This is a genomic window from Paenibacillus sp. FSL H3-0469, from assembly GCF_038051945.1.
Lineage (GTDB): Bacteria > Bacillota > Bacilli > Paenibacillales > Paenibacillaceae > Paenibacillus_AQ.
This window is the reverse complement of record NZ_CP150302.1, coordinates 1,293,998-1,316,847: the sequence shown is the minus strand read 5'-3', so window position 1 is coordinate 1,316,847 and position 22,850 is coordinate 1,293,998. Positions and strand designations below refer to the sequence as shown.

General features: G+C 52.3%; 23 protein-coding genes. All 23 read left to right on the top strand.

The annotated features are described in order from the left end of the window. Positions 1-18 precede the first annotated feature (18 nt). The 23 genes from flhA (at position 19) to proS (ending at position 22,694) form a co-directional block, all read left to right on the top strand. A complete protein-coding gene (flhA, locus tag NSS83_RS05680) occupies positions 19-2,052 on the top strand; it encodes a flagellar biosynthesis protein FlhA (RefSeq protein ID WP_036692533.1) in 2,034 nt (677 codons plus the stop codon). Then, the gene (gene flhF, locus NSS83_RS05675; RefSeq protein WP_341185376.1) at positions 2,049-3,467 is read left to right on the top strand and encodes a flagellar biosynthesis protein FlhF; all 1,419 of its coding nucleotides are present in this window, start codon (positions 2,049-2,051) and stop codon (positions 3,465-3,467) included. The genes flhA and flhF overlap by 4 nt, the downstream gene beginning before the upstream one ends. Continuing rightward, positions 3,464-4,345, top strand: a complete 882-nt coding sequence (locus NSS83_RS05670; protein ID WP_341185377.1) for a MinD/ParA family protein — start codon at positions 3,464-3,466, stop codon at positions 4,343-4,345. The genes flhF and NSS83_RS05670 overlap by 4 nt, the downstream gene beginning before the upstream one ends. A 35-nt stretch (positions 4,346-4,380) precedes the next feature. After that, positions 4,381-5,775: a chemotaxis response regulator protein-glutamate methylesterase gene (locus tag NSS83_RS05665; RefSeq protein ID WP_341185378.1), complete on the top strand. Its 1,395-nt coding sequence runs from the start codon at positions 4,381-4,383 to the stop codon at positions 5,773-5,775. 34 nt (positions 5,776-5,809) lie between these two features. Then, entirely contained in the window at positions 5,810-7,900 is a 2,091-nt protein-coding gene (locus NSS83_RS05660; RefSeq protein WP_341347835.1) for a chemotaxis protein CheA, read from the top strand. 27 nt (positions 7,901-7,927) lie between these two features. Continuing rightward, positions 7,928-8,389 (top strand): chemotaxis protein CheW, encoded by a 462-nt coding sequence (locus tag NSS83_RS05655; protein WP_036692546.1) that lies wholly within the window; start codon positions 7,928-7,930, stop codon positions 8,387-8,389. Between the two features lie 3 nt (positions 8,390-8,392). Then, entirely contained in the window at positions 8,393-9,019 is a 627-nt protein-coding gene (locus NSS83_RS05650; RefSeq protein ID WP_339310138.1) for a chemotaxis protein CheC, read from the top strand. Continuing rightward, entirely contained in the window at positions 9,012-9,509 is a 498-nt protein-coding gene (locus NSS83_RS05645) for a chemotaxis protein CheD (RefSeq protein WP_036724701.1), read from the top strand. The genes NSS83_RS05650 and NSS83_RS05645 overlap by 8 nt, the downstream gene beginning before the upstream one ends. Positions 9,510-9,511: 2 nt before the next feature. Continuing rightward, positions 9,512-9,922, top strand: coding sequence for a hypothetical protein (locus tag NSS83_RS05640; RefSeq protein WP_341185380.1), 411 nt, complete (start codon positions 9,512-9,514; stop codon positions 9,920-9,922). A 78-nt stretch (positions 9,923-10,000) separates the two neighbouring features. Beyond that, positions 10,001-10,789: a FliA/WhiG family RNA polymerase sigma factor gene (locus NSS83_RS05635; protein ID WP_341185381.1), complete on the top strand. Its 789-nt coding sequence runs from the start codon at positions 10,001-10,003 to the stop codon at positions 10,787-10,789. A 30-nt stretch (positions 10,790-10,819) separates the two neighbouring features. Next, positions 10,820-12,223 (top strand): FapA family protein, encoded by a 1,404-nt coding sequence (locus NSS83_RS05630; protein WP_341185382.1) that lies wholly within the window; start codon positions 10,820-10,822, stop codon positions 12,221-12,223. A 69-nt stretch (positions 12,224-12,292) separates the two neighbouring features. Then, positions 12,293-12,601: a hypothetical protein gene (locus NSS83_RS05625; protein ID WP_341185383.1), complete on the top strand. Its 309-nt coding sequence runs from the start codon at positions 12,293-12,295 to the stop codon at positions 12,599-12,601. Between the two features lie 68 nt (positions 12,602-12,669). Beyond that, positions 12,670-13,242, top strand: a complete 573-nt coding sequence (locus NSS83_RS05620; RefSeq protein WP_341185384.1) for a hypothetical protein — start codon at positions 12,670-12,672, stop codon at positions 13,240-13,242. After that, a complete protein-coding gene (locus tag NSS83_RS05615; protein ID WP_341347834.1) occupies positions 13,239-13,850 on the top strand; it encodes a hypothetical protein in 612 nt (203 codons plus the stop codon). Before NSS83_RS05620 ends, NSS83_RS05615 begins: the two co-directional genes overlap by 4 nt. Before the next feature lie 161 nt (positions 13,851-14,011). Continuing rightward, complete coding sequence (gene rpsB / locus NSS83_RS05610; RefSeq protein WP_036692565.1) at positions 14,012-14,713, top strand: 30S ribosomal protein S2; 702 nt, start codon at positions 14,012-14,014, stop codon at positions 14,711-14,713. A gap of 146 nt (positions 14,714-14,859) precedes the next feature. Beyond that, positions 14,860-15,510 carry a translation elongation factor Ts gene (gene tsf / locus NSS83_RS05605; RefSeq protein WP_036724710.1) on the top strand — a complete coding sequence of 217 codons (651 nt, stop codon included), beginning with the start codon at positions 14,860-14,862 and terminating at the stop codon, positions 15,508-15,510. A gap of 102 nt (positions 15,511-15,612) precedes the next feature. After that, positions 15,613-16,341, top strand: a complete 729-nt coding sequence (gene pyrH, locus NSS83_RS05600; protein WP_036692582.1) for a UMP kinase — start codon at positions 15,613-15,615, stop codon at positions 16,339-16,341. Continuing rightward, positions 16,342-16,896 (top strand): ribosome recycling factor, encoded by a 555-nt coding sequence (gene frr, locus NSS83_RS05595; RefSeq protein WP_036724711.1) that lies wholly within the window; start codon positions 16,342-16,344, stop codon positions 16,894-16,896. Positions 16,897-16,974: 78 nt separating this feature from the next. Continuing rightward, a complete protein-coding gene (locus NSS83_RS05590; protein ID WP_341185386.1) occupies positions 16,975-17,742 on the top strand; it encodes an isoprenyl transferase in 768 nt (255 codons plus the stop codon). 20 nt (positions 17,743-17,762) lie between these two features. After that, entirely contained in the window at positions 17,763-18,566 is an 804-nt protein-coding gene (locus tag NSS83_RS05585; protein ID WP_341185387.1) for a phosphatidate cytidylyltransferase, read from the top strand. Positions 18,567-18,589: 23 nt separating this feature from the next. After that, on the top strand, positions 18,590-19,729 hold the full coding sequence (locus tag NSS83_RS05580; RefSeq protein WP_341185388.1) for a 1-deoxy-D-xylulose-5-phosphate reductoisomerase: 1,140 nt from the start codon (positions 18,590-18,592) through the stop codon (positions 19,727-19,729). A 147-nt stretch (positions 19,730-19,876) separates the two neighbouring features. Further along, a complete protein-coding gene (rseP, locus tag NSS83_RS05575) occupies positions 19,877-21,151 on the top strand; it encodes an RIP metalloprotease RseP (RefSeq protein WP_341185389.1) in 1,275 nt (424 codons plus the stop codon). A 94-nt stretch (positions 21,152-21,245) separates the two neighbouring features. Beyond that, complete coding sequence (gene proS / locus NSS83_RS05570) at positions 21,246-22,694, top strand: proline--tRNA ligase (RefSeq protein WP_341347833.1); 1,449 nt, start codon at positions 21,246-21,248, stop codon at positions 22,692-22,694. Positions 22,695-22,850 lie beyond the last annotated feature (156 nt).

Sequence of the window (22,850 nt, the reverse complement as noted above, 5' to 3'; positions counted from 1 at the left end):
CGGGGGAGGTTAAGGACATTGAAAGCTAAAGATCTAACAGTTCTACTGGGCATTATCGGTATTGTGCTTATGATGATTCTGCCCATCCCTGTCTGGCTTTTGGATGTACTGTTAATTGTCAATATCTCGATAGCCCTGACCATTATATTGGTCGCCATGAATACCAGAGATCCGTTGCAGTTCTCAATATTTCCTTCACTGCTCCTGATCACAACGCTGTTCCGCTTAGCGCTGAACCTGTCAACAACCAAGCTGATTCTGGCTGATGGCCATGCCGGGGAGGTCGTAGCGACCTTCGGAAGCTGGATTGCCAGGGGACAGATCGCTATCGGGTTCATTGTCTTTCTGATCCTGGTTGTGGTTCAGTTCATTGTTATCACCAAGGGTTCGGAGCGCGTGGCCGAGGTAGGCGCCCGCTTCACGCTGGATGCGATGCCCGGTAAGCAGATGAGTATTGACGCGGATCTGAATGCGGGGATGATAAATGAGCAGCAGGCACGGGAACGCCGCCGTAATGTCGAACGCGAGGCGGATTTCTTCGGAGCCATGGATGGTGCGAGTAAGTTCGTTAAAGGGGACGCCATTGCCAGTATCATCATCCTCATTATCAACCTGATCGGCGGCTTCATTATCGGTATGACCGTTCATGGTATGTCGTTCCAGACAGCACTCTCAACCTACTCTGTCCTGACTATCGGTGACGGTCTGGTCAGCCAGATTCCGGCCTTGCTGATCTCCACGGCTTCCGGTCTCATCGTTACCCGTGCGGCTTCGGAGGGCAATCTGGCCGAGGATCTGACCGGACAATTGCTGTCCTATCCGAAGCTTCTATACATAGTGGCTGCGACCATTGCGTTTCTGGGGTTCTTTACCCCGATTACGATTATGTCCACGCTTCCTTTGGCGGGGCTGATGGCTTATGCGGCTTACAGTATGGGACAGAAGGCAAGCAGGCAGCAGATTGCCGATGAACAACTGGTCGAGGAGAAGCAGATCGAAGAGGTACGCAGTCCCGAAAGTGTTATTAATCTGCTTACGGTGGACCCGATCGAATTCGAATTTGGTTATGGTCTGATTCCTTTGGCGGATACGGGACAGGGCGGCGATCTGCTCGACCGTATCATCATGATTCGACGGCAATGTGCGCTGGAGATGGGTCTAGTCGTGCCGGTTATTCGCATACGCGACAATATTCAACTAAAACCGAATGAATATGTCATCAAAATTAAAGGAAATAACGTTGGCGGCGGTGAATTATTACTTAATCACTATCTTGCCATGAGCCCTGGTTATGATGACGAGTCGATTAGCGGGATTGAGACTATTGAACCATCCTTCGGGCTGCCTGCCCTATGGATCGATGAGTCGGTGAAGGAGCGGGCTGAGTTATCCGGTTATACCGTGGTCGACCCGCCTTCCGTTGTAGCCACGCATTTGACCGAGCTGATCAAACGGTATGGACACGAATTGCTGGGCCGTCAGGAGACGAAGCAGCTGGTCGACAATCTCAGGGAGAATTACCCTGTACTGGTGGATGAACTGATTCCTTCCATTCTTGCTGTAGGGGATGTTCAGAAGGTGCTGGGCAAGCTGCTGCGGGAGAAAATATCCATCCGCGATCTCGTCACCATTTTCGAGACGCTTGCCGATTACGGCACGTATACCAAGGACCCGGATATTCTGACTGAATATGTGCGGCAATCCCTCTCCAGACAGATTACACAGCAGTTCTCTCAGACGGGAGAGACCCTGCGTGTCATTACCGTAGGTCCCGGACTTGAGAAAAAAATTTCCGAGAGCGTGCAGCAGACGGAGCAAGGCAGCTACTTGGCGCTTGATCCGGTCTCTACCCAAACCGTCTATCAGCGGCTTACGGAGCAGATCAACCGTCTCCTGCAATCCGGCCAGCAGCCGATTGTACTGACCTCTCCAACGATTCGCATGTATCTGCGCCAGGTGATTGAGCGGACCATGCAGGATATCCCGGTGCTGTCCTACAGCGAGCTGGAGCCAAACATTGAAATTCAAAGCGTCGGGGTGGTGAACTTATGAGAGTGAAGCGTTATGTGGTCGATACGATGCCTGACGCCATGCATTCGATCCGCAGCGAGCTTGGAAGCGATGCCGTTATTTTAAGCACCAAAGAAATAAAGGTTGGCGGATTCATGGGCATGTTCACGAAAAAGAAGATCGAGGTTGTAGCTGCTGTGGAGAACGGGGCAAAGGCGGCTGCGCAGGAGAAGATTCCTGCACCGCCAATGAACGTACCGCGAAATGCAGTGCCAGAGGCCTATCAGAAGGCTGCCTCAGCCGCTGCTCCTCCTCTCCCGCCGTCTGTGACGGTAAGGGAGGCGGCAGCCGCCAAGTCGTTTGCCGAGATTGCCGCAGCACTGGCTGATCCGCTGGAGCAGGGCGGAGGTGTCGCTGTGATGCCGCCTTTGACCAAGACTGATCCGCCGGATATGCGCACTGAGGATATTGCAGCAGGCCAGCCGTCTGTACCGCAGCCGGAGGAGAGCCGGAAGAAGCTTGGAGCCATCTATGAATCGCTTGCGGCAGAACAGCCTGAACCTGAGAGTGCCTCTGCGACTGAGAGTGATGTCCTGCGGGAGATCCGGGATATGAAGCAATGGATGGAACGTATCGCACGTTATTCCTCAGGGGCTGCCGAGCTGCCGGATGCGCTGGAATCCTTACGTAGCCGCCTGATTGACCAGGAGACTGACGCTGTTCTCGTAGAGGAATGGATCGGATACGTTCTGGAGCGTTACCGTGAGGAAGGAAGCAGCTGGGGACCGGAGCAATTCGAGGCTGTGCTTAGAGAGCAGATTGACGGTTTTCTGGCGGGACGAATTGCCGGCGGTATTGCCCCGGATACGCGGATTGTATATATTGCCGGGCCGACAGGGGTCGGCAAGACGACAACGATCGCCAAGCTGGCAGCGGAGCAGCTGTTCAAGCAAGGCCGTAAGGTTGGGCTGATTACCTCGGATACTTACCGGATATCGGCCGTTGAACAGCTTAGAACCTACGCCTCCATTCTCAACATGCCGCTGGAGGTTGTGCAATCGCCGGGTGATCTGCAGCGGGCGATGTTCCGGCTGGAGAGCTGTGATCTGGTGTTAATGGATACTGCCGGACGGAATTACCGCAATGAAATCCTGGTGGCTGAACTGCAGAGCCTGCTCGCCAAGGAGCTTAAGAGCGAGACCCTGCTGGTGCTGAGCCTGACCTCCAAGAGTCGTGACATGAAAAAGATTGCAGAGCACTTCGGCAGATACCAGCTGGACAAGGTAGTATTCACTAAGCTGGATGAAACGGGCAGCTATGGCCCGCTGTTCAATGTCTTGAATGATTACCCGCTGAAGCTCTCTTATATTACCAACGGACAAAATGTTCCGGATGATCTTCTTATGGCCACTGGGGAGCAGATTGGCGGCATGCTGCTGGGAACAGGGGGCGGGTGATGGACCAGGCGCAGGCATTAAGGCGGCTGGTCTCCAGCCAGGATACGAGGCAGGCTCCCGGAAGCGGTGCCTCCGCCCGGATCATCACAGTATGCAGCGGGAAGGGGGGCGTCGGGAAGTCGAATTTCACCCTTAACTTCGCGCTTGCGCTGAAGGCCATGGGCCGGAGAGTGCTTTTGTTCGATGCCGATATCGGCATGGCCAATATTGATGTCCTTATGGGAGTCTCCTCCAGATACAATCTGTACCACCTGCTCAAGCGGGAGGCGGAGATCGGACAGATCATTCAACTCGGACCGCAAGCGTTACCCTTCATTGCAGGGGGCTCCGGGATGGACGAGCTGTTCACACTCTCTGAGGCGGATCTGAACTACTTTACCACACAGATTGCAAGCATTGCCGATACCATGGATTTTATCCTGTTTGACACAGGGGCGGGGCTGTCCAAGGAAACGATGAAATTCATCACTTCTGCCGACGACTGCCTGGTGGTGACCACGCCCGAGCCTACCGCAATTACAGATGCGTATGCACTGATGAAGGTTGTTCATAATAGTCATCCGGAGGTCTCGTTCAGGCTGATTGTCAATCAGGCAGGGGATGAACGGGAGGCACGGGCCACCAGTGACAAAATTAGGATGGCAGCCAGCCGCTTCCTGCAGCTAGAGCTTCCCTTCCTCGGTTACATCAGCAGTGACCCGCATGTAGTACAGGCCGTTAAGAAACAAATTCCATTCTCAGTGGCTTTTCCGAACAGTATTGCAGCCAGGGATGTGCAGAGGCTTGCGCAGAGCTATCTGGCTGTGGATTCAGTAGAAACCGCTAAAGTACAAGGCATCAAGGGATTCATCAGCAAGTGGTTGAAACGAAACAGATAATTGTTCTGAATTTGAGGGACAGAGGTGGAAAAGCTATGAGGCCATATAAAGTTCTGGTTGTTGATGATTCTGCATTCATGCGCAAAATCATTTCGGATTTAATAGAGAATGATGCCGACTTTCAAGTCACAGCGACAGCTGCCAACGGACGCGAGGCGATTGAGAAGGTGAACGAGCTTCGTCCGGATCTCGTAACCATGGATGTGGAGATGCCTGAGATGAATGGCCTGGAGGCGCTCAAAAGTATCATGGCCCAGCGTCCGCTCCCGGTAATTATGCTGTCCGGCATCAATGAAGAGGGTATGAAGGAGACGATTCTGGCCTTGGAGTGGGGGGCTTTCGATTTCATCCGAAAGCCGTCCATTTCAAACTCCCAGGATATCATCGCTGTCGGAGAATCCCTCCGGGAGCAGATGAAAGAGGCCATGATGGCGCGTGAGCGCCGTGAAGCCCGCGCTTCCGCCGTCAAGTTGCCTGAGCCTCCTCCTCCCGCTGCCGAACTGCCTGCTCCGCGGGCTGTTGTGGAACCGGTGAGGCGGAAGCTGGAGCCGTCCAAGAAGGAGGCGGATAAAGCGCCGCTTCAGGGCACGGAGAAGCCGAGGGCCAGAGCGCCGCTTGAACCGCCGGCTGACAAACGGAAGCCGGAAGCCCGCACTGAGCCGCCCAATGCAAAGCGGGTGGTCAAGCCTGCACCAGCAGTGCCCAAACCGGCTCCCGACAGGCTCAAAGGCCGCTCCCACCAGGAGGCGCAGGGCAGCGGATGGGCTGGACAACGGGCGGCTGCTGAAATTGCTGCTGGCTCATTCGTGGAGCCTCCTGCAGCAGCAGGAGGCCAGACAAGCGGAAGCCGGAGCGTGCGCAAGCTGGTGGCTGTAGGCTGCTCAACCGGAGGTCCGAGAGCGCTGAAGGCGTTCCTAGAGAACATCCCTGGCGACTTCCCGGCACCGATTGTCATTGTCCAGCATATGCCGCCTAACTTCACCAAGTCGCTGGCCCAGCGCCTGAATACCTTTAGCGCACTGGAAGTCGCTGAAGCGGAACACGGTATGGTTCTCCGGCAGGGAGCGGCGTATATTGCCCCCGGCGGCTATCACCTGACAGTGGTACCTGCGCCTGGCGGCCAATACATGGTAGAGCTTACTAAGGAAGAGGTCCGCAATGGACATCGTCCTTCTGTAGATACACTGTTTGAATCGGTATTGCAGCTTACCTCGCTGGAACGTCATGCCGTCATTATGACGGGGATGGGCAGCGACGGAGCACGGATGATGAAAGCACTCTATGATTCGGGGGTGACATCTACCTTTGCAGAGAGTGAAGAAACCTGTGTGGTTTACGGAATGCCGAGGTCTGCAGTAGAGTTGAAGTGTGTAAGACACATCCTGCCTTTGCAAGAAATTGCTCCAAGGCTGGTACAAGCCGTTAAATAATGGAATAGCGAACTCGAAGGGGAGGTACCCGCTCATGGACATGAACCAATACTTATCCATGTTTATTGATGAGTCAAATGATCATCTTCAGTCTTTGAACGATAGCATGATGGGGCTGGAAGCGAATCCGGAGGATCTGAGTATTGTTCAGGTGATTTTCCGCTCCGCCCATACCTTGAAAGGTATGGCGGCTACAATGGGTTTTGAAGATTTGGCTTCGCTTACGCACCAAATGGAGAATGTGCTCGATCTGGTGCGCAATAACAAACTGCGGATGCAAGACTTCATTTTTGATACCCTGTTCAAAAGTATTGACGCTCTGGAATCCATGGTGGAGGATATTACCGGCGGGGGAGCGGGCAAGGCCGATGTAACAGCCATTGTCTCGTCCCTGCAGGCCATCGTTCGCGGAGAGGTTCCCTCTGCCGGCAATGCTTCTGCTGAAGTCACGGCTGCTGCGTCCGGCAATGCCAGCGCGGCCCAGGTGTTCCTGGATGAATTCCAGTACTCTGTGCTGGAGCAATCCCTTCAGGAAGGCCATCAGGTGCTTTATGTGGATGTGGCGATCCGCAAGGACTGTCAGCTCAAAGCCGTACGTGCCTATATGGTCTTCGACCTTCTGGAGCGTTCAGGAGAAGTCGTGAAATCCTTCCCTTCGGTTCAGGACATAGAACAGGAGAAATTCGATTACGGATTCTCCCTCTACTACATAACCCAAAAGGATGCAAGTGAAATTCAGAAGATGATTCTGAATCTGTCGGAGATTGAAGCGGTCACCGCTGTGGCGCTTGATCAGGAGTCACTTCGCCAAATGGGACAAGACACTGCAGCAGCTACAGCCGAAGCGCCTGCCTCGGCTCCGGTGCAAGAGGCTGCTCCGGCAGCAGCTGGTAATGCTTCCCCTGCGGCTTCTCTGCATCCCAAGGAAGAGAACGGCAAAGCTGCCCCGGCCCGGGCTGGAGGAGCGCCGTCGCCTTCCCGCACCATCCGTGTTGATATTGAGCGGCTGGATGTGCTGATGAATCTGTTCAGCGAGCTGCTGATTGACCGTGTCCGGCTGGAGCAGCTGGCCTCAGAGGTGCAGAACGGTGATCTTACCGAAACGGTCGAACATATGGGCCGGGTGAGCGGAGATTTGCAAAATATAGTCATGAAGCTCCGTATGGTTCCGGTAGATACCGTATTTAACCGGTTCCCGCGGATGATTCGCGATTTGGCGAAGTCGCTGGACAAGAAGGTAGATTTAATCATCACCGGAGCCGATACGGAGCTTGACCGTACGGTGATTGATGAGATTGGCGATCCGCTGGTGCATCTGCTGCGCAATGCAGTGGATCACGGGATTGAATCGATCGCGGACCGGGTTGCTGCCGGAAAGCCGGAGACAGGCACTGTGCAGCTGCGGGCCTTCCACAGCGGCAATCATGTCTTCATTGAGATTGAAGAGGATGGCAAGGGCATCTATCCGAAGAATGTATTGGCCTCTGCCGTCAAAAAGGGTGTGATTACCCAGGAGCAGGCGGGCACGATGACAGATGACGAAGCGTACCAGCTGCTCTTCGCGCCTGGATTCAGTACAGCTGAGGTCATCTCTGACGTATCGGGCCGGGGCGTGGGTCTCGATGTGGTCAAATCCAAAATCTCTTCCCTGGGCGGTAACGTCACCATCTATTCAACACCGGGCAAAGGCACGAATTTCTCCGTTCAGCTTCCGCTGACCCTGTCGATCATTGCAGCGATGCTGGTTCGGCTGGGCTCCGAGAAATATGCCATTCCGCTCTCTTCCATCGTGGAGACTGGAATTGTGAAGCAAGCCCAGATCCGCACCATTCACGGCAACCGGATGCTGGAGTTCCGGGGCAGCCATATTCCGCTGGTCTCCCTGAGCAAGATCTTCTCCATTCCCGACTATGATGAAAGCACGGAAGAGGAGACGGAGATCGTGGTTGTCCGCAAAGGAGAAAGGCTGGTTGCCTTGGCTGTGCAGGACTTCATTGGCCAGAACGAAATCGTAATCAAGAACCTCGGCAAGTATCTGCCTGAGGTACAGGGAATTTCCGGAGCCACGATTCTTGGAGACGGGCAGGTAGCGCTTATTATCGATCCGAATGCTTTTATCAAATAATCAGGTTAGAACAGGGAGGCTCATTCCATGGCTGAAGATATCAAAGTAATTGTATTCAAGCTTGGCACTGAAGAATACGGCATTGAAGTAGAGAAGGTCCAGACGATTGAACGTATGATGCCGATTACCCGCGTACCGAAGACCTATTCCTTCATCAAAGGTGTGATTAATCTGCGCGGCGTCGTGATTCCGGTTATCGATCTGCGCGGACGCTTCGGCATTGAGGAAGCGGAACACACGGATCAGACCCGGATCATTATCGTCAATGTGAATGAGATGGAAGTGGGCTTCATTGTCGATTCAGCCAACGATGTCATTGACTTGAACCGTGACATTATCGATGTACCGCCGGATGTTGTAGGGGGCATCAAGGCGAAGTATCTGGACGGGGTGGCCAAAATTGGGGATGACCGTCTGCTGATTATGCTCAACCTGTCTGAAGTACTGAACAAGAGTGAAATCGTGCAGCTGGAAAGCCTGGAGGGCTAGCCTATGGAGCTATTCAAGAATTTCAAAGACTTCAAAATGGATGTGCTTAAGGAAGTCGGGAATATCGGGGCCGGCAATGCAGCCACCGCCTTGTCCCAGCTGCTCAATAAGCCGATTGACATGGCCGTGCCTAAGGTACAGCTGCTCAGCTTCGAGGAAATCACCGATAAGGTGGGCGGAGCGGAGGAGCTGGTATACGCGGTATTCCTGCGTGTGGAAGGTGAAGCCCCGGGCAACCTGTTCTTCATTCTTACCCCGGAAGCGGCAAGCAACCTGCTCAGCCGGATTGCCGGCATTGAAGTCTCCGGCGGCGGTGAGCTGAGTGAGATGGAATTATCCGCACTAAGCGAGATCGGCAATATTCTGGCCGGTTCTTATCTCTCTTCCCTGGCGGATTTCACCTCCCTGACCATGTATCCGACAGTGCCGGCGCTTGCGATGGATATGGCCGGAGCCATTCTTGGCTACGGGCTGCTGCAGTTCGGTCAGATGGGCGATGATGCGCTGCTGATCGATACGACTTTTTTAGAAGGCCAAAATGAAATTGAAGGACAATTCTTCCTTATTCCCGATCCGGAATCGTTCCCCAAAATATTCAAGGCTTTAGGAGTACCGTTCGACAATGATTGAAGAGCAGAGCATCATTAAAGTAGGTATGGCGGATTTGAACGTAGGCAGCCAGGACAGCCTTATTCGTACGACCGGTCTTGGCTCCTGCGTAGGTCTGACTCTGTTTGATCCCGGTAAAAAGCTGGCGGGGATGGCTCATGTCATGCTGCCTTCGTCAGAGATTGCCCGGGAGGGACAGCTGAATATCGCCAAGTTCGCAGATACTGCTGTGCCTGAGCTTTTAGCCCGCCTGCTGGGGCTGGGGGCGGTTAGAAGCCGGATTGTGGCCAAGATGGCCGGAGGCTCGCAGATGTTTGCTTTTGCCGGAGGGAGTGACACCATGAGGATCGGGCCTCGGAATGTGGAATCCTGCAAGCTTGCTCTTGAGAGCCTTCATATTCCGCTTATCGCGGAGGACACGGGCGGCAATTATGGGCGCACGATAGAAATCTCCTGCAATACCGGAGTCATTTTTATCCGCAGCGTTCAAAAAGGCCCGAAGGAAATTTAGCCATGAGCAGGAAACTATTGCTGAATATTGTGGCCGGACTGATCGGATTTGTACTAACCTTCCTTGCGAACAACGGACAGAACCTGCTGGGTACCAGCCTGATCCGGGGCATGTACGGATTTATTATCTGGTTTGTGCTTGCTTTCTGCCTGAGATGGGTATTGGGTTTTATTATCGGAAAAGAATCCTCAGATCCGGAAGCCGGTTTGTTCGATAACGGAGAGTCTCTTGGCGTGAAGCTTGATATTAGTACACCTGAAGAGGATCAGGAGCTCAAGGACCTGCTCACCCCAAAACGGGAGGCGGTCAGTGAAGAGCCAGGGGGATTCACGCCTTTGCAGCCTCCGAAGCTAGTCTCTATGAAAGATCCTGAAGAATTGGCCAAGGCCGTTCGTCACCTGAAAGAAGAATAAGCGAGTGCTGCGGCGAAAGTCCGTCATCTTGCGCCGCATGTTTGCCCGCTGACTAAACTTTGGGAAGGGTGAAAGCCGTTGAACGAGCGTAAAGCAGCTCAGTCGGAAACAGATATGCTTTGGGAGCAGTGGAAAGAGCACGGCGATCCTGAAGCTAAAAAAAAGCTGATTGAGAGTTATCTCCACATTGTTGATTACGTGTCCAGCCGTCTGGCAGTAGGACTGCCCAAAAACGTCTCCAAGGACGATTTGGCCAGCAACGGCGTCATGGGACTCATTGATGCCATCGAAAAATTCGACTACAAGCGGGGGCTTCAATTCCAGACCTATGCATCGTGGCGGGTACGGGGAGCAATCCTTGATTCTCTGCGGCAAAGTGACTGGGTTCCCAGATCCGTACGCGAAAAAGCGAAAAAAATCGAGGATGCCTACCAGCAGCTGGAGCAGAAGTATTTGAGGTCAGTAACTGATGATGAAATGAGCCAATATCTGAATATTTCGGAAACGGAGTTTCAGACGATGCTGCAGGATGTCGCAGTAATGTCGCTCTGTTCATTGGAAGATCCTATACGCGAAGAAGAATCAGAGACAAGAATGTCCATATTGGTAGATGACAAGGCCAAGAATCCGGACCGTAAAGTGAATGAGTTCTATCTGCGGGATACGCTAACCAAAGGCATCGAGAAACTAACAGTGAAAGAACGGACCGTCGTGTCCCTTTTATATTATGAGGATTTATCTTTAAGCGAGATTGCGGAAGTGATGTCACTGTCTCCTTCGCGAATCTCCCAGCTTCATTCCAAAGCTATTTTGCGGCTAAGAGGAACACTTGAGAAGAACCGGGACCTTCTAATGCAAAATGATTAACCGGGTGACGGTGACAAGGGGGAGCAGAAATTGATCGGTCAATATGTATTGAGCCAATACCTGAGCATTACTTTTTCGGAGGATAAGGGGATCGCTTACCTTCAGTTCACCAAGAAGGATGAGAATTTCACCTGTTCGGTCGAAGACCTTGAGAGCTTCCTGTTCAGTCACAATATTCGTTTCGGTATCCAGCATGATATTGTTCAGCGGATTAGCAGTAACCCGGAAGAATATTTCTGGAACCGGGTGCCTATCGCGATTGGACAGCCTGCTGTCAACGGTAAGGACGGCCGGGTTGTGCTGACCGTTGATATGGAGGAGGACCGCAAGCCTCTGGAGAAAGAGGATGGCAAAGTGGATTACAAAGAGCTGGTCCGGCTGCATAACGTAAGGAAGGGCCAGCTTATTGCCAAGGTTATTCCGGCAGAGAACGGCGTGAGCGGAAAAATGGTAACCGGGGAAGAGCTTCCGTTCCGGGCAGGGAAGGAGGCTCATTTCAAAGTAGGCAAGAATGTGGTGGTGGATCAGGAAGAGACCTCCATGTATTCGGCGATTGACGGATTGGTTACGCTGACAGACAAGGGCAAAATCAATGTATTTCCGGTGTATGAAATCAATGGGGATGTGGATTACAGCACAGGCAATATTGATTTCGTGGGCACGGTGGTCATCCGCGGCAATGTGCTTACCGGCTTCACCGTCAAATCGGCAGGAGATATCCGTGTGGTCGGCGGGGTAGAGGGGGCCGAACTGATATCGGGCGGGTCCATCGAGATTACGGGCGGCATCATCGGATATAATAAAGGCCACGTAAGCGCCGGTAAAAATGTTAAGGTCTCGTTCATCCAGGAGGGCAATGTTGTGGCCGGGGAGGATATTATCGTCTCCCAGAGCATTATGCATTCCAGCATCCGGGCAGGTCATGATGTTCTGTGCAACGGGGCCAAAGGCTTAATCGTCGGCGGTATCGTACAGGCAGGTGAGCGCGTGATTGCCCGTACCATCGGCAATACCATGTCTACAGCTACAGCGATTGAAGTGGGCGTTGTTCCCGAGCTGAGAAATGAGATCAACGAACTGCGCCAGGAGCTGCGGCAGCTTCTCGAGAATGAGGACAAGACCAATAAGGCGTTGTATCTGCTTAATCAGCTGGCGAACAATGGGCAGCTATCGCCGGACAAGGTGGCGCTTCGCGTCAAGCTTAATGCCACCAAGCAGTCCCATATGCGTGATGAAAAGAGAATTAAAGAGCGTGTGCTGGAGATCGAGCGCATGCTGGAGGACACCGGCAGAGCTAAGGTTGATGTCGTCAAGACGATCTATGGAGGCTCCAAGATCGTAATCGGCAGATACACGAGGTTCGTCAAGGACCCGACGGAGCGGGTAACCTTCATTTATAGTGAAGGGGATATATCTATCATACCGTACGTTTAATCAGGCGGGCAGCCGTGGCGGCCTGCCATTCCTTGATTCTGAAACCAATGAGCGGAGAAGAGGGATCTTATGAGTCTGAAACCGGTGGAACTGCAAATTGCACTGCCCCGTACCCATGATGCGGGCAAAGTTCAGAACAACCTTCAGCAGCGTCCTGCACTCGACCAGCAGCAATTGGCAGGCCAGAATGTTAAGCATAGCCAGGAAATCTCGCTGCGCAGCACTGAGGTTGACGAGTCTGCCGAATCGGCCCTGCGGGACGGCGGCAATGGGAACGGCTCTGGCAGTCAGCCTCATCCGCGCAAACCGGACAAGCAGGAGAACACCCATGATGCCGAACATCCCTATAAAGGGCACCGTATTGATTTCAGTCTCTGATTGGGACAGGATAACCGCAAATGCAGTTAAGGCATCCTACGAATTAAACGCAGAAGGAGATTACACACTTGGAACCATGGGTATACATCGTGCTGGTAGGCGTAGTTGCTATTGTTTATGCCCTGCGGCTGCCGGCCAGGACGGGTAAGGAAGATTCGGAGAAGAAGAGCCTGAAGGAGACGGAGGCAGCTCTGGAGCTCTACATGGCCGATATCGAACATGAGAACTCCGAGCTGCTGAAGCTGGTGGGCAGCATTAAGACACAGTCACAGAGCAATAAGGCAGCCCTTCAGGAAGAAATCGGTGTACTGCGGGAGCAGGTGGGCGAGCTGCAGAAGAGCCTGCTGCTGATGGATGCGCGTCTGACTGCGGAAGAGAAGGGATTGCTTCAGCTGGCAGCTACCTTCTCTCGGGAAGCTTCGTCCGGCCATGCGGAGAAGCCTCAGGGCACGGAGCAGGCAACTGAGGCAGTATCTCCTGTTAAGCCAAGACCCGTGAGCTCCATTAAGCTGCGGTATCCCCGGCTGTTCGAGCTGCATGAGCAGGGGAAATCGATCGACTCTATCGCTAAGACCGCCGGTCTTCAGCGGGGCGAGGTGCAGCTGATCCTGCAGCTTGCCCAGCAGGAGGAGTCCATATGATGAAAAACCGGTTCTTTATGCTGGGATTAGGGATCGGGCTGATAGCCGGTGCACTGCTGCTGCAGCTGATGATAGCCGGGCGGGCGGCGCCTCTGACCAAAGAAGAGCTGATCCGGCAAGCGGCTAGTCTGAACCTTACCGTTCTAGATCCGGCAGAAGCTGCCGCAACAGCAACGCCGTCCCCGGAGAAAGCGGCCGAGACTGAGGCATCCGGGGCGCCAGCAGCAACACCAGTAACACCAGCATCTACGCCTGTTGTCCCGCCCAAGCCGGCTGCAGTGCCAAATGCCGCAGCGACTCCGGGCAAGCCTTCTGCTCCTGCGCAGCCGCAGAGCACCGCAGCACCTGTTACCAAAGCTCCGGCTACGCCTGAAGCGCCTGTGGCTGCGGTGGACGGGGCAATCACTCTAAAGATCCCCACTGGAATTACCCTCGCTCAGACAGCAGATTTACTCGCGGAAGCCGGGGTAATTGAGGACAAGAATAAGTTCCTCAAGACGGCAAACAGCCGTAAGGTGAATACTATCATTCAATACGGCAGCTACAGCTTCACCAAGGGAGAGAGCATCAACTCCATTATTGACAAGCTGATTACCGTAAAAAAGTAATCGTTGCATAGGTTGTTTTATTATGATATATTAATTGACGGTGTTAAAACACACGCCGGTTGATTTCGGTAAGGGGTGCTTTCTTCTGAAGAAAGTCTTGCTGAAAGATGACGCGCGGCGGAGGAGACACACAATAAACCAAACTTAGGAGGTGTGTGAAGATGGCAGTAATCTCCATGAAGCAGCTTCTCGAAGCTGGGGTACACTTCGGTCACCAGACTCGTCGTTGGAACCCAAAGATGGATCGTTATATCTTCACTGAAAGAAACGGAATTTACATTATTGACTTGCAAAAAACAGTCAAGAAGGTAGAGGAAGCTTACAACTTTGTAAAGAGCGTCGCTGGCGACAACGGCACAATCCTATTCGTAGGAACAAAGAAGCAGGCTCAGGATTCCGTGAAAGAAGAAGCTGAACGTTCGGGTATGTTCTTCATTAACCAGCGTTGGCTCGGGGGTACCCTGACTAACTTCCAGACCATTCAGAAGCGTATTGACCGCCTGAAGAAACTGGAAGCATGGGAAGAAGACGGTACCTTTGCAGTATTGCCTAAGAAAGAAGTTATCCTTCTCCGCAAAGAGAAAGATCGTCTTGAGAAATTCCTGGGCGGTATCAAGAACATGAAAGGTCTTCCAAGCGCGCTGTTCATCATTGACCCGCGTAAAGAGCGCATTGCAGTAGCAGAAGCTCGCAAATTGGGTATTCCAATCGTAGCTATCGTTGATACTAACTGCGATCCGGACGAAATTGACTACGTAATTCCAGGCAATGACGACGCTATCCGCGCCGTGAAGCTTTTGACTGGTAAGATGGCTGATGCTGTTGTTGAAGCTCATCAGGGCGAAGACACAACTACAGCTTAAGTAGCAACCGGAACATATAAATAAGAACTTAAATGAAAAGGGTGGTTGGCAGGTGGATAACCTCTCACTGCCCTTTTTTTAAAATGCAAGTAAGTATCGCTAGATGTCCCCGCATGACAACGACTATGACCCTGGAGGGAATAACAATGGCAGTAGATGCAAAAGCAGTGAAGGAACTTCGCGAAAGAACAGGGGCAGGAATGCTCGATTGTAAGAAAGCTCTGGAAGAAGCAAACAACGATATCACCAAAGCAGCTGAATTGCTTCGTGAAAAAGGTTTGTCCGCAGCAGCCAACAAAGCAGGTCGTATTGCTACTGAAGGTACTGTAGAATCCTATATCCACGCTGGCGGCCGTATTGGCGTTCTGGTAGAAATCAACTGCGAAACTGACTTCGTAGGCAAAACGGATTCCTTCAGAGAATTCGCACGCGATATCGCTATGCAAATCGCAGCAGCGAACCCGCTGTATGTCCGCCGTGAAGAAGTACCTTCTGCAGACGTAGAGAAGGAAAAAGAAATTCTTAAGGCACAAGCGCTGAACGAAGGCAAGCCTGAGAAGATCGTTGAAAAAATGGTGGAAGGCCGCATCAGCAAGTTCTATGAAGAATATTGCCTGATGGAGCAATCCTTCGTTAAAGACCCGGACAAGACAATCTCCCAGCTGCTGAATGAAAAAATCAGCACCATCGGCGAGAACATCACGATCCGCCGCTTCGTTCGTTTCGAACTGGGTGAAGGTCTTGAGAAGAAAGTCGATAACTTCGTAGAAGAAGTTATGGCACAAGTAAAACAATAATAACTGCAGGTCATTGAATAAGAACTGAATACAGGCAAGCATCAAAAGAGCGGAACACATACAAGTAGTGTTCCGTCTTTTGTAGAAAGTGAGGGTATATAATTGGAACAACCGGTATTTAAGAGAGTAGTCCTTAAGGTAAGCGGTGAATCGCTCGCCGGACAGAATGGCTATGGCATCGATGCCGATACGATCATCTCTATTGCAGAGCAGGTCAAGGAAGTCGTGGAGCTTGGAGTTCAGGTTGCGATTGTATGCGGCGGTGGCAACATCTGGCGCGGAATCGCCGGAAGTGCAAGCGGTATTGACCGGGCAACGGCCGATTATATGGGAATGCTGGCAACAGTGATGAACTCGCTGGCATTGCAGGACGCTCTGGAGCAGATTGATGTCCCTACCCGGGTTCAGACCTCTATCGCCATGCAGCAGATTGCTGAGCCCTATATCCGCCGCCGGGCCATCCGGCATCTGGAGAAGGGCCGCGTAGTTATTTTTGCCGCAGGGACAGGGAATCCGTTCTTCTCGACCGATACTACGGCAGCGCTTAGAGCAGCCGAGATTGAAGCCGAGGTTATCCTCATGGCCAAGAATAAGGTAGACGGAGTCTACTCAGCAGATCCGTTCAAGGACAGCACAGCCGTTAAATACGAGCAGCTGACTTACATGGATATTCTGAACAAAAACCTGGGAGTTATGGATTCTACCGCTTCCTCACTCTGCATGGATAATAATATACCGCTCATTGTGTTTGCTATTACAGAGCAAGGCAATATTAAGCGCGTCGTTCTCGGCGAAAAGATCGGGACGATCGTTAAAGGGAGTGTAAATTAAATGCCACAATCGGTTAAGAAGAATGCTGAAGAGCGTATGGAAAAAGCGATTCTCTCGCTGAAACGCGACTTGGCAACACTGCGGGCAGGACGCGCTTCGACGTCGCTGCTGGATCGCATCCAGGTTGAGTATTACGGTGCTCCAACTCCGATCAATCAGCTGGCTAACATCAGCACACCGGATTCCCGGACGTTGCTGATCCAGCCGTGGGACAAAACCTCAATGTCAGACATCGAAAAGGCGATTATGAAATCCGACATCGGGATTACACCAGCCAATGATGGTACGATCATCCGCCTGTCGATTCCTCCGCTTACCGAAGAACGCCGCACTGAGCTGGTGAAATTCACCAAGAAGTTCGGTGAAGAAGCTAAGGTAGCGATCCGCAACATCCGCCGCGATGCCAACGATGACATCAAGAAGATGGAGAAGAACGGCATTTCAGAAGATGAATCCCATGGACATCAGGAAGATATCCAGAAATCAACGGATAAGTTCATAGCTGAAGTCGACAAAGTGCTCTTGTCCAAAGAAAAAGAGATTATGGAAGTATAACGAAATTCATGAGACTTCAGGCCCCTCCGTTAATGGTGGGGTTTGTCTCTTTCTGATAAGAGCTTGGAGGAAACGGAAATGATCAAACGGATTCAAGAATGGCTGAGCCGTAAAGACAGGCAGGAGCCAGTCGAGATTTCACCGGATAATATTCCCCGGCACGTAGCGATAATTATGGATGGCAACGGGCGCTGGGCGAAACGGCGCGGTATGCCCCGGGTTGTGGGCCATCAGAACGGGATGAAGGCAGTCAAACGTGCTACGATTGCAGCGAATGACCTCGGAGTAGAATTTTTGACGCTGTACGCTTTCTCTACGGAGAATTGGAGCCGGCCGAAGGATGAAGTGGATTTCCTGATGCGTCTCCCCGTTGAATTCCTGGCGATTGAACTGGACGAATTAATTGAAAAGAATGTACAGGTTCGCGTAATGGGTGATACCGACTCGCTGCCTTCCCATACGCGCAAGGCGATGGAAGAAGCGGTGGCCCGCACACAGAGTAATACTGGACTTATTTTGAATTTTGCACTCAACTATGGCGGGCGCAAAGAGATAGAGAACTGTATGCGCGACTTGGGCAAGGATATCCAGGCAGGAATCCTGTCACCTGAAGAAATTACTTCAGAGCTGATTGACAGCAGAATGTTGTCCAGCGGCTTGCCTGATCCTGACCTGCTGATTCGTACCAGCGGAGAGATGCGGCTCAGTAATTTTATGCTGTGGCAAATCGCATACAGTGAATTTTGGTTTACGGATGCATACTGGCCGGAATTCGACAAGGCGCATCTGATGCAGGCTGTGGCTGAATATCAGCGCCGCACACGCCGTTATGGTGGATTGAAGTAGCCTGATGGGAGAGGGATTCTTTGAAGCAGCGATTGATTACCGGAATTGTTGCCGGAGCCTTGTTTTTAGGGTTATGCTATTGGGGCGGCTGGCCGTATCAGCTGATGCTGACTGCCATGGCCCTCATCGGCTATTATGAATTTGTGAAAATGACAGGTACAGCAACCTTCGGGCTGACGGCTGTATTTGGTTATGCCTCTGTTGTAGGCTTTATGATTCCTTGGGACCTCCTGGAAATGAAAAAGTTATTCTCCTGGGAACAGGGGATATGGCTGGTGTTGCTGCTGTTCCTGCTGGTCACTGTGTTCAGTAAGAATAAGCTGGATATCAAAATCACCGCGATGATGTTCACTGGCATTGTTTACATAGGAATGGGGTTCTCGTATATGGGAGTCGCCCGCGGTGCGGGAGATGGCCATGGCCTCTTCTGGACGATCCTGCTGCTGTGCTGTATATGGGGCAGTGATGCCGGAGCCTATTTTGTCGGCAGAAGCTTCGGGAAGAACAAGCTGTGGCCTGCAATCAGTCCTAATAAGACTATAGAGGGCGCGCTTGGCGGAGTATTGATTTCTGCTGTCATATCGATTGTGTTTGCTTTACTGGTTCCTGATCTGCTGACTATCGGACGCGCGCTGCTGATTGGAATTGCCTGCGCTGTGCTGGGTCAGCTTGGAGATCTTGTACAATCTGCCTATAAACGGGTGTACGGTATTAAGGATTCAGGCTCACTTCTGCCGGGTCACGGTGGCATCCTGGACCGCTGCGACAGCTGGATCATCGTATTTCCTTTCGTACATATCGTAATGCTGATGCCTTACTATTAACGACAGGGAGAAGGAAAGCAACTGTGAAAAGAATAAGTATTCTCGGCTCCACGGGTTCCATCGGTACCCAGACGCTGGATGTGGTAGCTATGCATCCGGAAGCTTTTGAAGTCGATGGACTGGCGGCGGGAAGTAATACTTCACTGCTGCTGGAACAGGTCCGCCGTTTCAAGCCTCGCCGTGTATCGGTATCGACGCAGGAGCTTGCAGAGGAGATCAGATCCAGTCTGCCTGCCGGTGTAGAGCTGTATAGCGGAAGTGAAGGTCTGGTGGAGATTGCTGCCGGAGGCGATGCACAGACGGTCGTAACTGCGCTTGTAGGCAGTGTAGGACTTCAGTCTACGCTGGCGGCAATTGAAGCCGGCAGACATATTGGACTGGCTAATAAGGAGACACTGGTGACCGCCGGACATCTGGTTACAGAGCTGGCTGGACGCAAAGGCGTGAAGCTGCTGCCAGTCGACAGCGAGCATTCAGCAATTTTTCAATGCTTAAATGGCGAGAACCGTAATGATGTAGCTTCAATTACCATTACAGCCTCGGGTGGATCGTTCCGTGATTATAAGCGTGAACAGCTTACGAATGTAACGGTAGCGGACGCACTGCGTCACCCCAATTGGAGCATGGGGGCCAAGATTACTATTGACTCGGCAACCATGGTTAACAAAGGCCTGGAGGTTATTGAAGCCCACCATTTGTTCGCCCTTCCGTATGAGCAGATTAATGTGGTTCTGCATCCGGAGAGCATCATTCACTCGTATGTGGAGTTCTGTGACAGCAGCATTATTGCTCAGCTTGGGACTCCTGATATGCGGGTTCCCATTCAATATGCGCTCACCTATCCCGACCGCTGGCCTTCTCCTGCGAAGCGTTTGTCTCTGGCTCAGGTAGCCAGCCTGACCTTCCGGGAGATGGATTATGAGCGCTATCCGGCGCTGAAGATGGCCATTGACTGTGGCATAGCGGGCGGCACATTCACAACAGCCTTCAATGCAGCCAATGAGGTCGCCGTGGCCCGCTTCCTGCGCGGTGAGATTCCCTTCCTGCGGATTGATGAGATTATTGATGAAGTGCTTCAGCGTCATCAGAATGAGGCGAACCCTGGTCTGGAACAGATTCACAGGAGCGATATAGCTTCCCGGGAGCTTGCGGCTATCCTGTAAAGGGATAAGAGGCCTTTGGAAACGGTGAATATGGCTGTACCCTGAAAAATAGGTGTGGACTGTTGATTCTCTTGTGCCCTGCCTTGGAATAATGATAAATTAAGAGGACATACTTCGGTCTTACACCTAAAGGGGGAATGTTGCGCTATGGAGATGGTAAGAGTTGTTTTTTTAACGGTGTTTATGTTCTTTGTTCTGGTGACTGTCCATGAATGGGGACATTATTATTTTGCCAAACGCGCCGGAATTCTTGTACGGGAATTTGCGATCGGTTTCGGTCCGAAACTGTTCTCTTATAAACGCGGTGAAACCCAGTTCACGCTTCGTCTGCTGCCCTTCGGGGGATACGCTCGTATGGCCGGCGAAGACCCGGAGATGGTTGAGATCGGCCCTGGGCAGACCATTGCCGTCCGGCTGGGCCAGGACAACAAGGTGAAGAATATTTACCTTGATTCCCTGGATACGCGCAGAAATGTTATACGCGGCGAAGCGCAGTTCACAGATCTGGAGAATGATCTGAAAATCCGCCTTGATGTAGATGGTGAAGTGACCACCTATGATGTGAATCCGCAGGCAATGATGATCAAGGGCACCCAGCAGACACAAATCGCGCCTAAGGACCGCCAGTTCGGGAGCAAAACCGTCGGCCAGCGAGCGATAGCCATCCTGGCAGGTCCAGTGATGAACTTCATTCTGGCGTTTGTGCTATTTGCACTTCATCTGCAAATGGCCGGTATTCCGGTGGAGAACCCGACCTATGTGAAGATCGGTGACGTCAGCTTAGGAATGCCTGCGCAGGAAGCTGGCCTTCAGAAGGGTGATATTGTCGTCACTGTGGACGGGCAGGCCATCGGCGGAGATTATCAGAAGATGATCAAGCTGACCTCGGCCTCCAAAGGCAAAGAAATGAACTGGACGCTAAAACGTGGTGAAGAGACCTTCAGTGTGACCATGGTTCCCCGCGGAATGGAAGGGGAGCAGGGCGGCAAGGTTGGAATTACGCCGGAGCTGCCTACCCGAAAGGCCGGAGTGGGTGAGACAATTACCAAGTCAAGCAAAGCTATGGTGGACACCACGGAGTTAATTTTTGTCGGCTTCAAACAGCTGATCAACAAATTTAATATGGATGATATTTCCGGGCCGGTAGGCACGTTCCAGTTGACAGGACAGATTGCCCAGCAGGGGATTCAGTATCTGACGTACTGGGCGGCTATTCTCAGCTTGTACTTAGGGATCTTTAATCTGCTGCCGATTCCTGCCTTGGATGGCAGCCGCCTGGTGTTCCTTGGTGTTGAGGCACTGCGCGGCAAGCCGGTGGACCCGAGCAGGGAAGGCATGGTCCACTTTGTAGGCTTTGCCCTGCTGTTCCTGGTGATGATCGCTGTTACGTATAATGATATTTTACGCCTCATAAGCGGCTGACGGATGTCATATCATTTTTATCCCGTGATGCATTTGATTGGGCTTCATAGCTAATGTGCAATCTGAGGGGCGAATAATAGGAGGATTTCTTCACATGGCCAAAGACAAGCAGTTCGTTACAGAGATCACGCCGCAGGGCGAGGATTTCTCACGCTGGTATATCGATGTTATCAAAAAAGCGGACCTGATGGATTATTCACCGGTCCGCGGCTGTATCGTATTCAAACCGGACGGCTACGAGATCTGGGAGCATATCCAGGAGGAAATGAACCGCCGCCTGAAGGCCACCGGTCACCGGAACGCCTACTTCCCGCTGTTCATTCCCGAGAGCTTTTTCCAGAAGGAAAAGGAACATGTGGAGGGCTTCAACCCGGAGCTGCCTTGGGTCACTGAGGCCGGAGGCGATGTGCTGGAAGAGCGTCTGGCAATCCGTCCTACATCCGAGACGATGTTCGGGCATATGTATTCTAAATGGATTCAGTCTTACCGTGACCTTCCGGTGCTAATCAACCAATGGGCGAACGTAGTCCGCTGGGAGAAACGTACTCTGCCGTTCATCCGCACGACTGAATTCCTCTGGCAGGAAGGCCATACCGCGCATGAGAATGAGACGGAAGCACGCGAAGAAACGATGAAGATGCTTGATAACTACCGCGACTTCGTGGAGACTTTTCTGGCGATTCCGGTAGTGACCGGACAGAAGACGCCATCCGAGCGGTTCGCCGGTGCGGTGGATACGTATTCCATTGAAGCGATGATGAAGGATGGACGGGCGGTTCAAGCCGCTACCTCACATTACCTGGGCACCAAGTTCGCGGTTGCTTTTGATATCCAATACCTGAACCGGGAGAATGTACTGGAACACGCACATACCACCTCATGGGGCTCTACCACACGCCTGATCGGTTCCCTCATCATGGTGCATGGTGACGACCGTGGACTGGCTCTGCCGCCGAAGGTAGCGCCTACACAGGTCATTATGATTCCAATCGGACCGCCTAAGACCCGCGAAGCTGTCATCGGACGTACCGATGAACTGTTTGGTGAACTCAAGAGTGCCGGAATCCGTGTGCGTGTAGATGACCGTGCCGATGTAACCCCGGGCTGGAAGTTCAATGAATATGAAATGCGCGGCGTTCCTGTCCGTCTGGAGCTTGGACCGCGTGATATGGAGAATGGAGTCTGTGTGCTCGTATCCCGGATCAGCGGCGAGAAGAAGGTCATTCAGCAGGAGAACCTGGTTGAAGAAGTGAATGCTATGCTGGAACAGGTCCACCAGGAAATGTACGAGCGGGCACTGAAATTCCGCGAGGATCATTTCTATTCCGTAGATACGCTTGAGCAAATGAAGGATTCTATGGAGGAGAAACGCGGTTTTGCGCTTGCAGGCTGGTGTGGCTCTGAGGAATGTGAGACCAAGGTCAAGGAAGAGACCGGTGCAGGCAGCCGTAATATTCCGTTCCACCCGTCAGAAACGAAAGAGACCTGTATTTGCTGCGGCAAACCTGCTCATCACACGGTTGTATTTGCCAAAGCGTATTAATCGGCAGACTTATATTTGTTAATTTTTATATCAGCTTCTGGCGAGAGGAGTCGGCGGGCCGCAAGTACCCAATGCTTTTTAAGCCGGAGGCTTTTTCTTACAATAGAGTGAGTGATTACATTAGAATGACGCCGGAGTCTTACGCCAATTATTGCC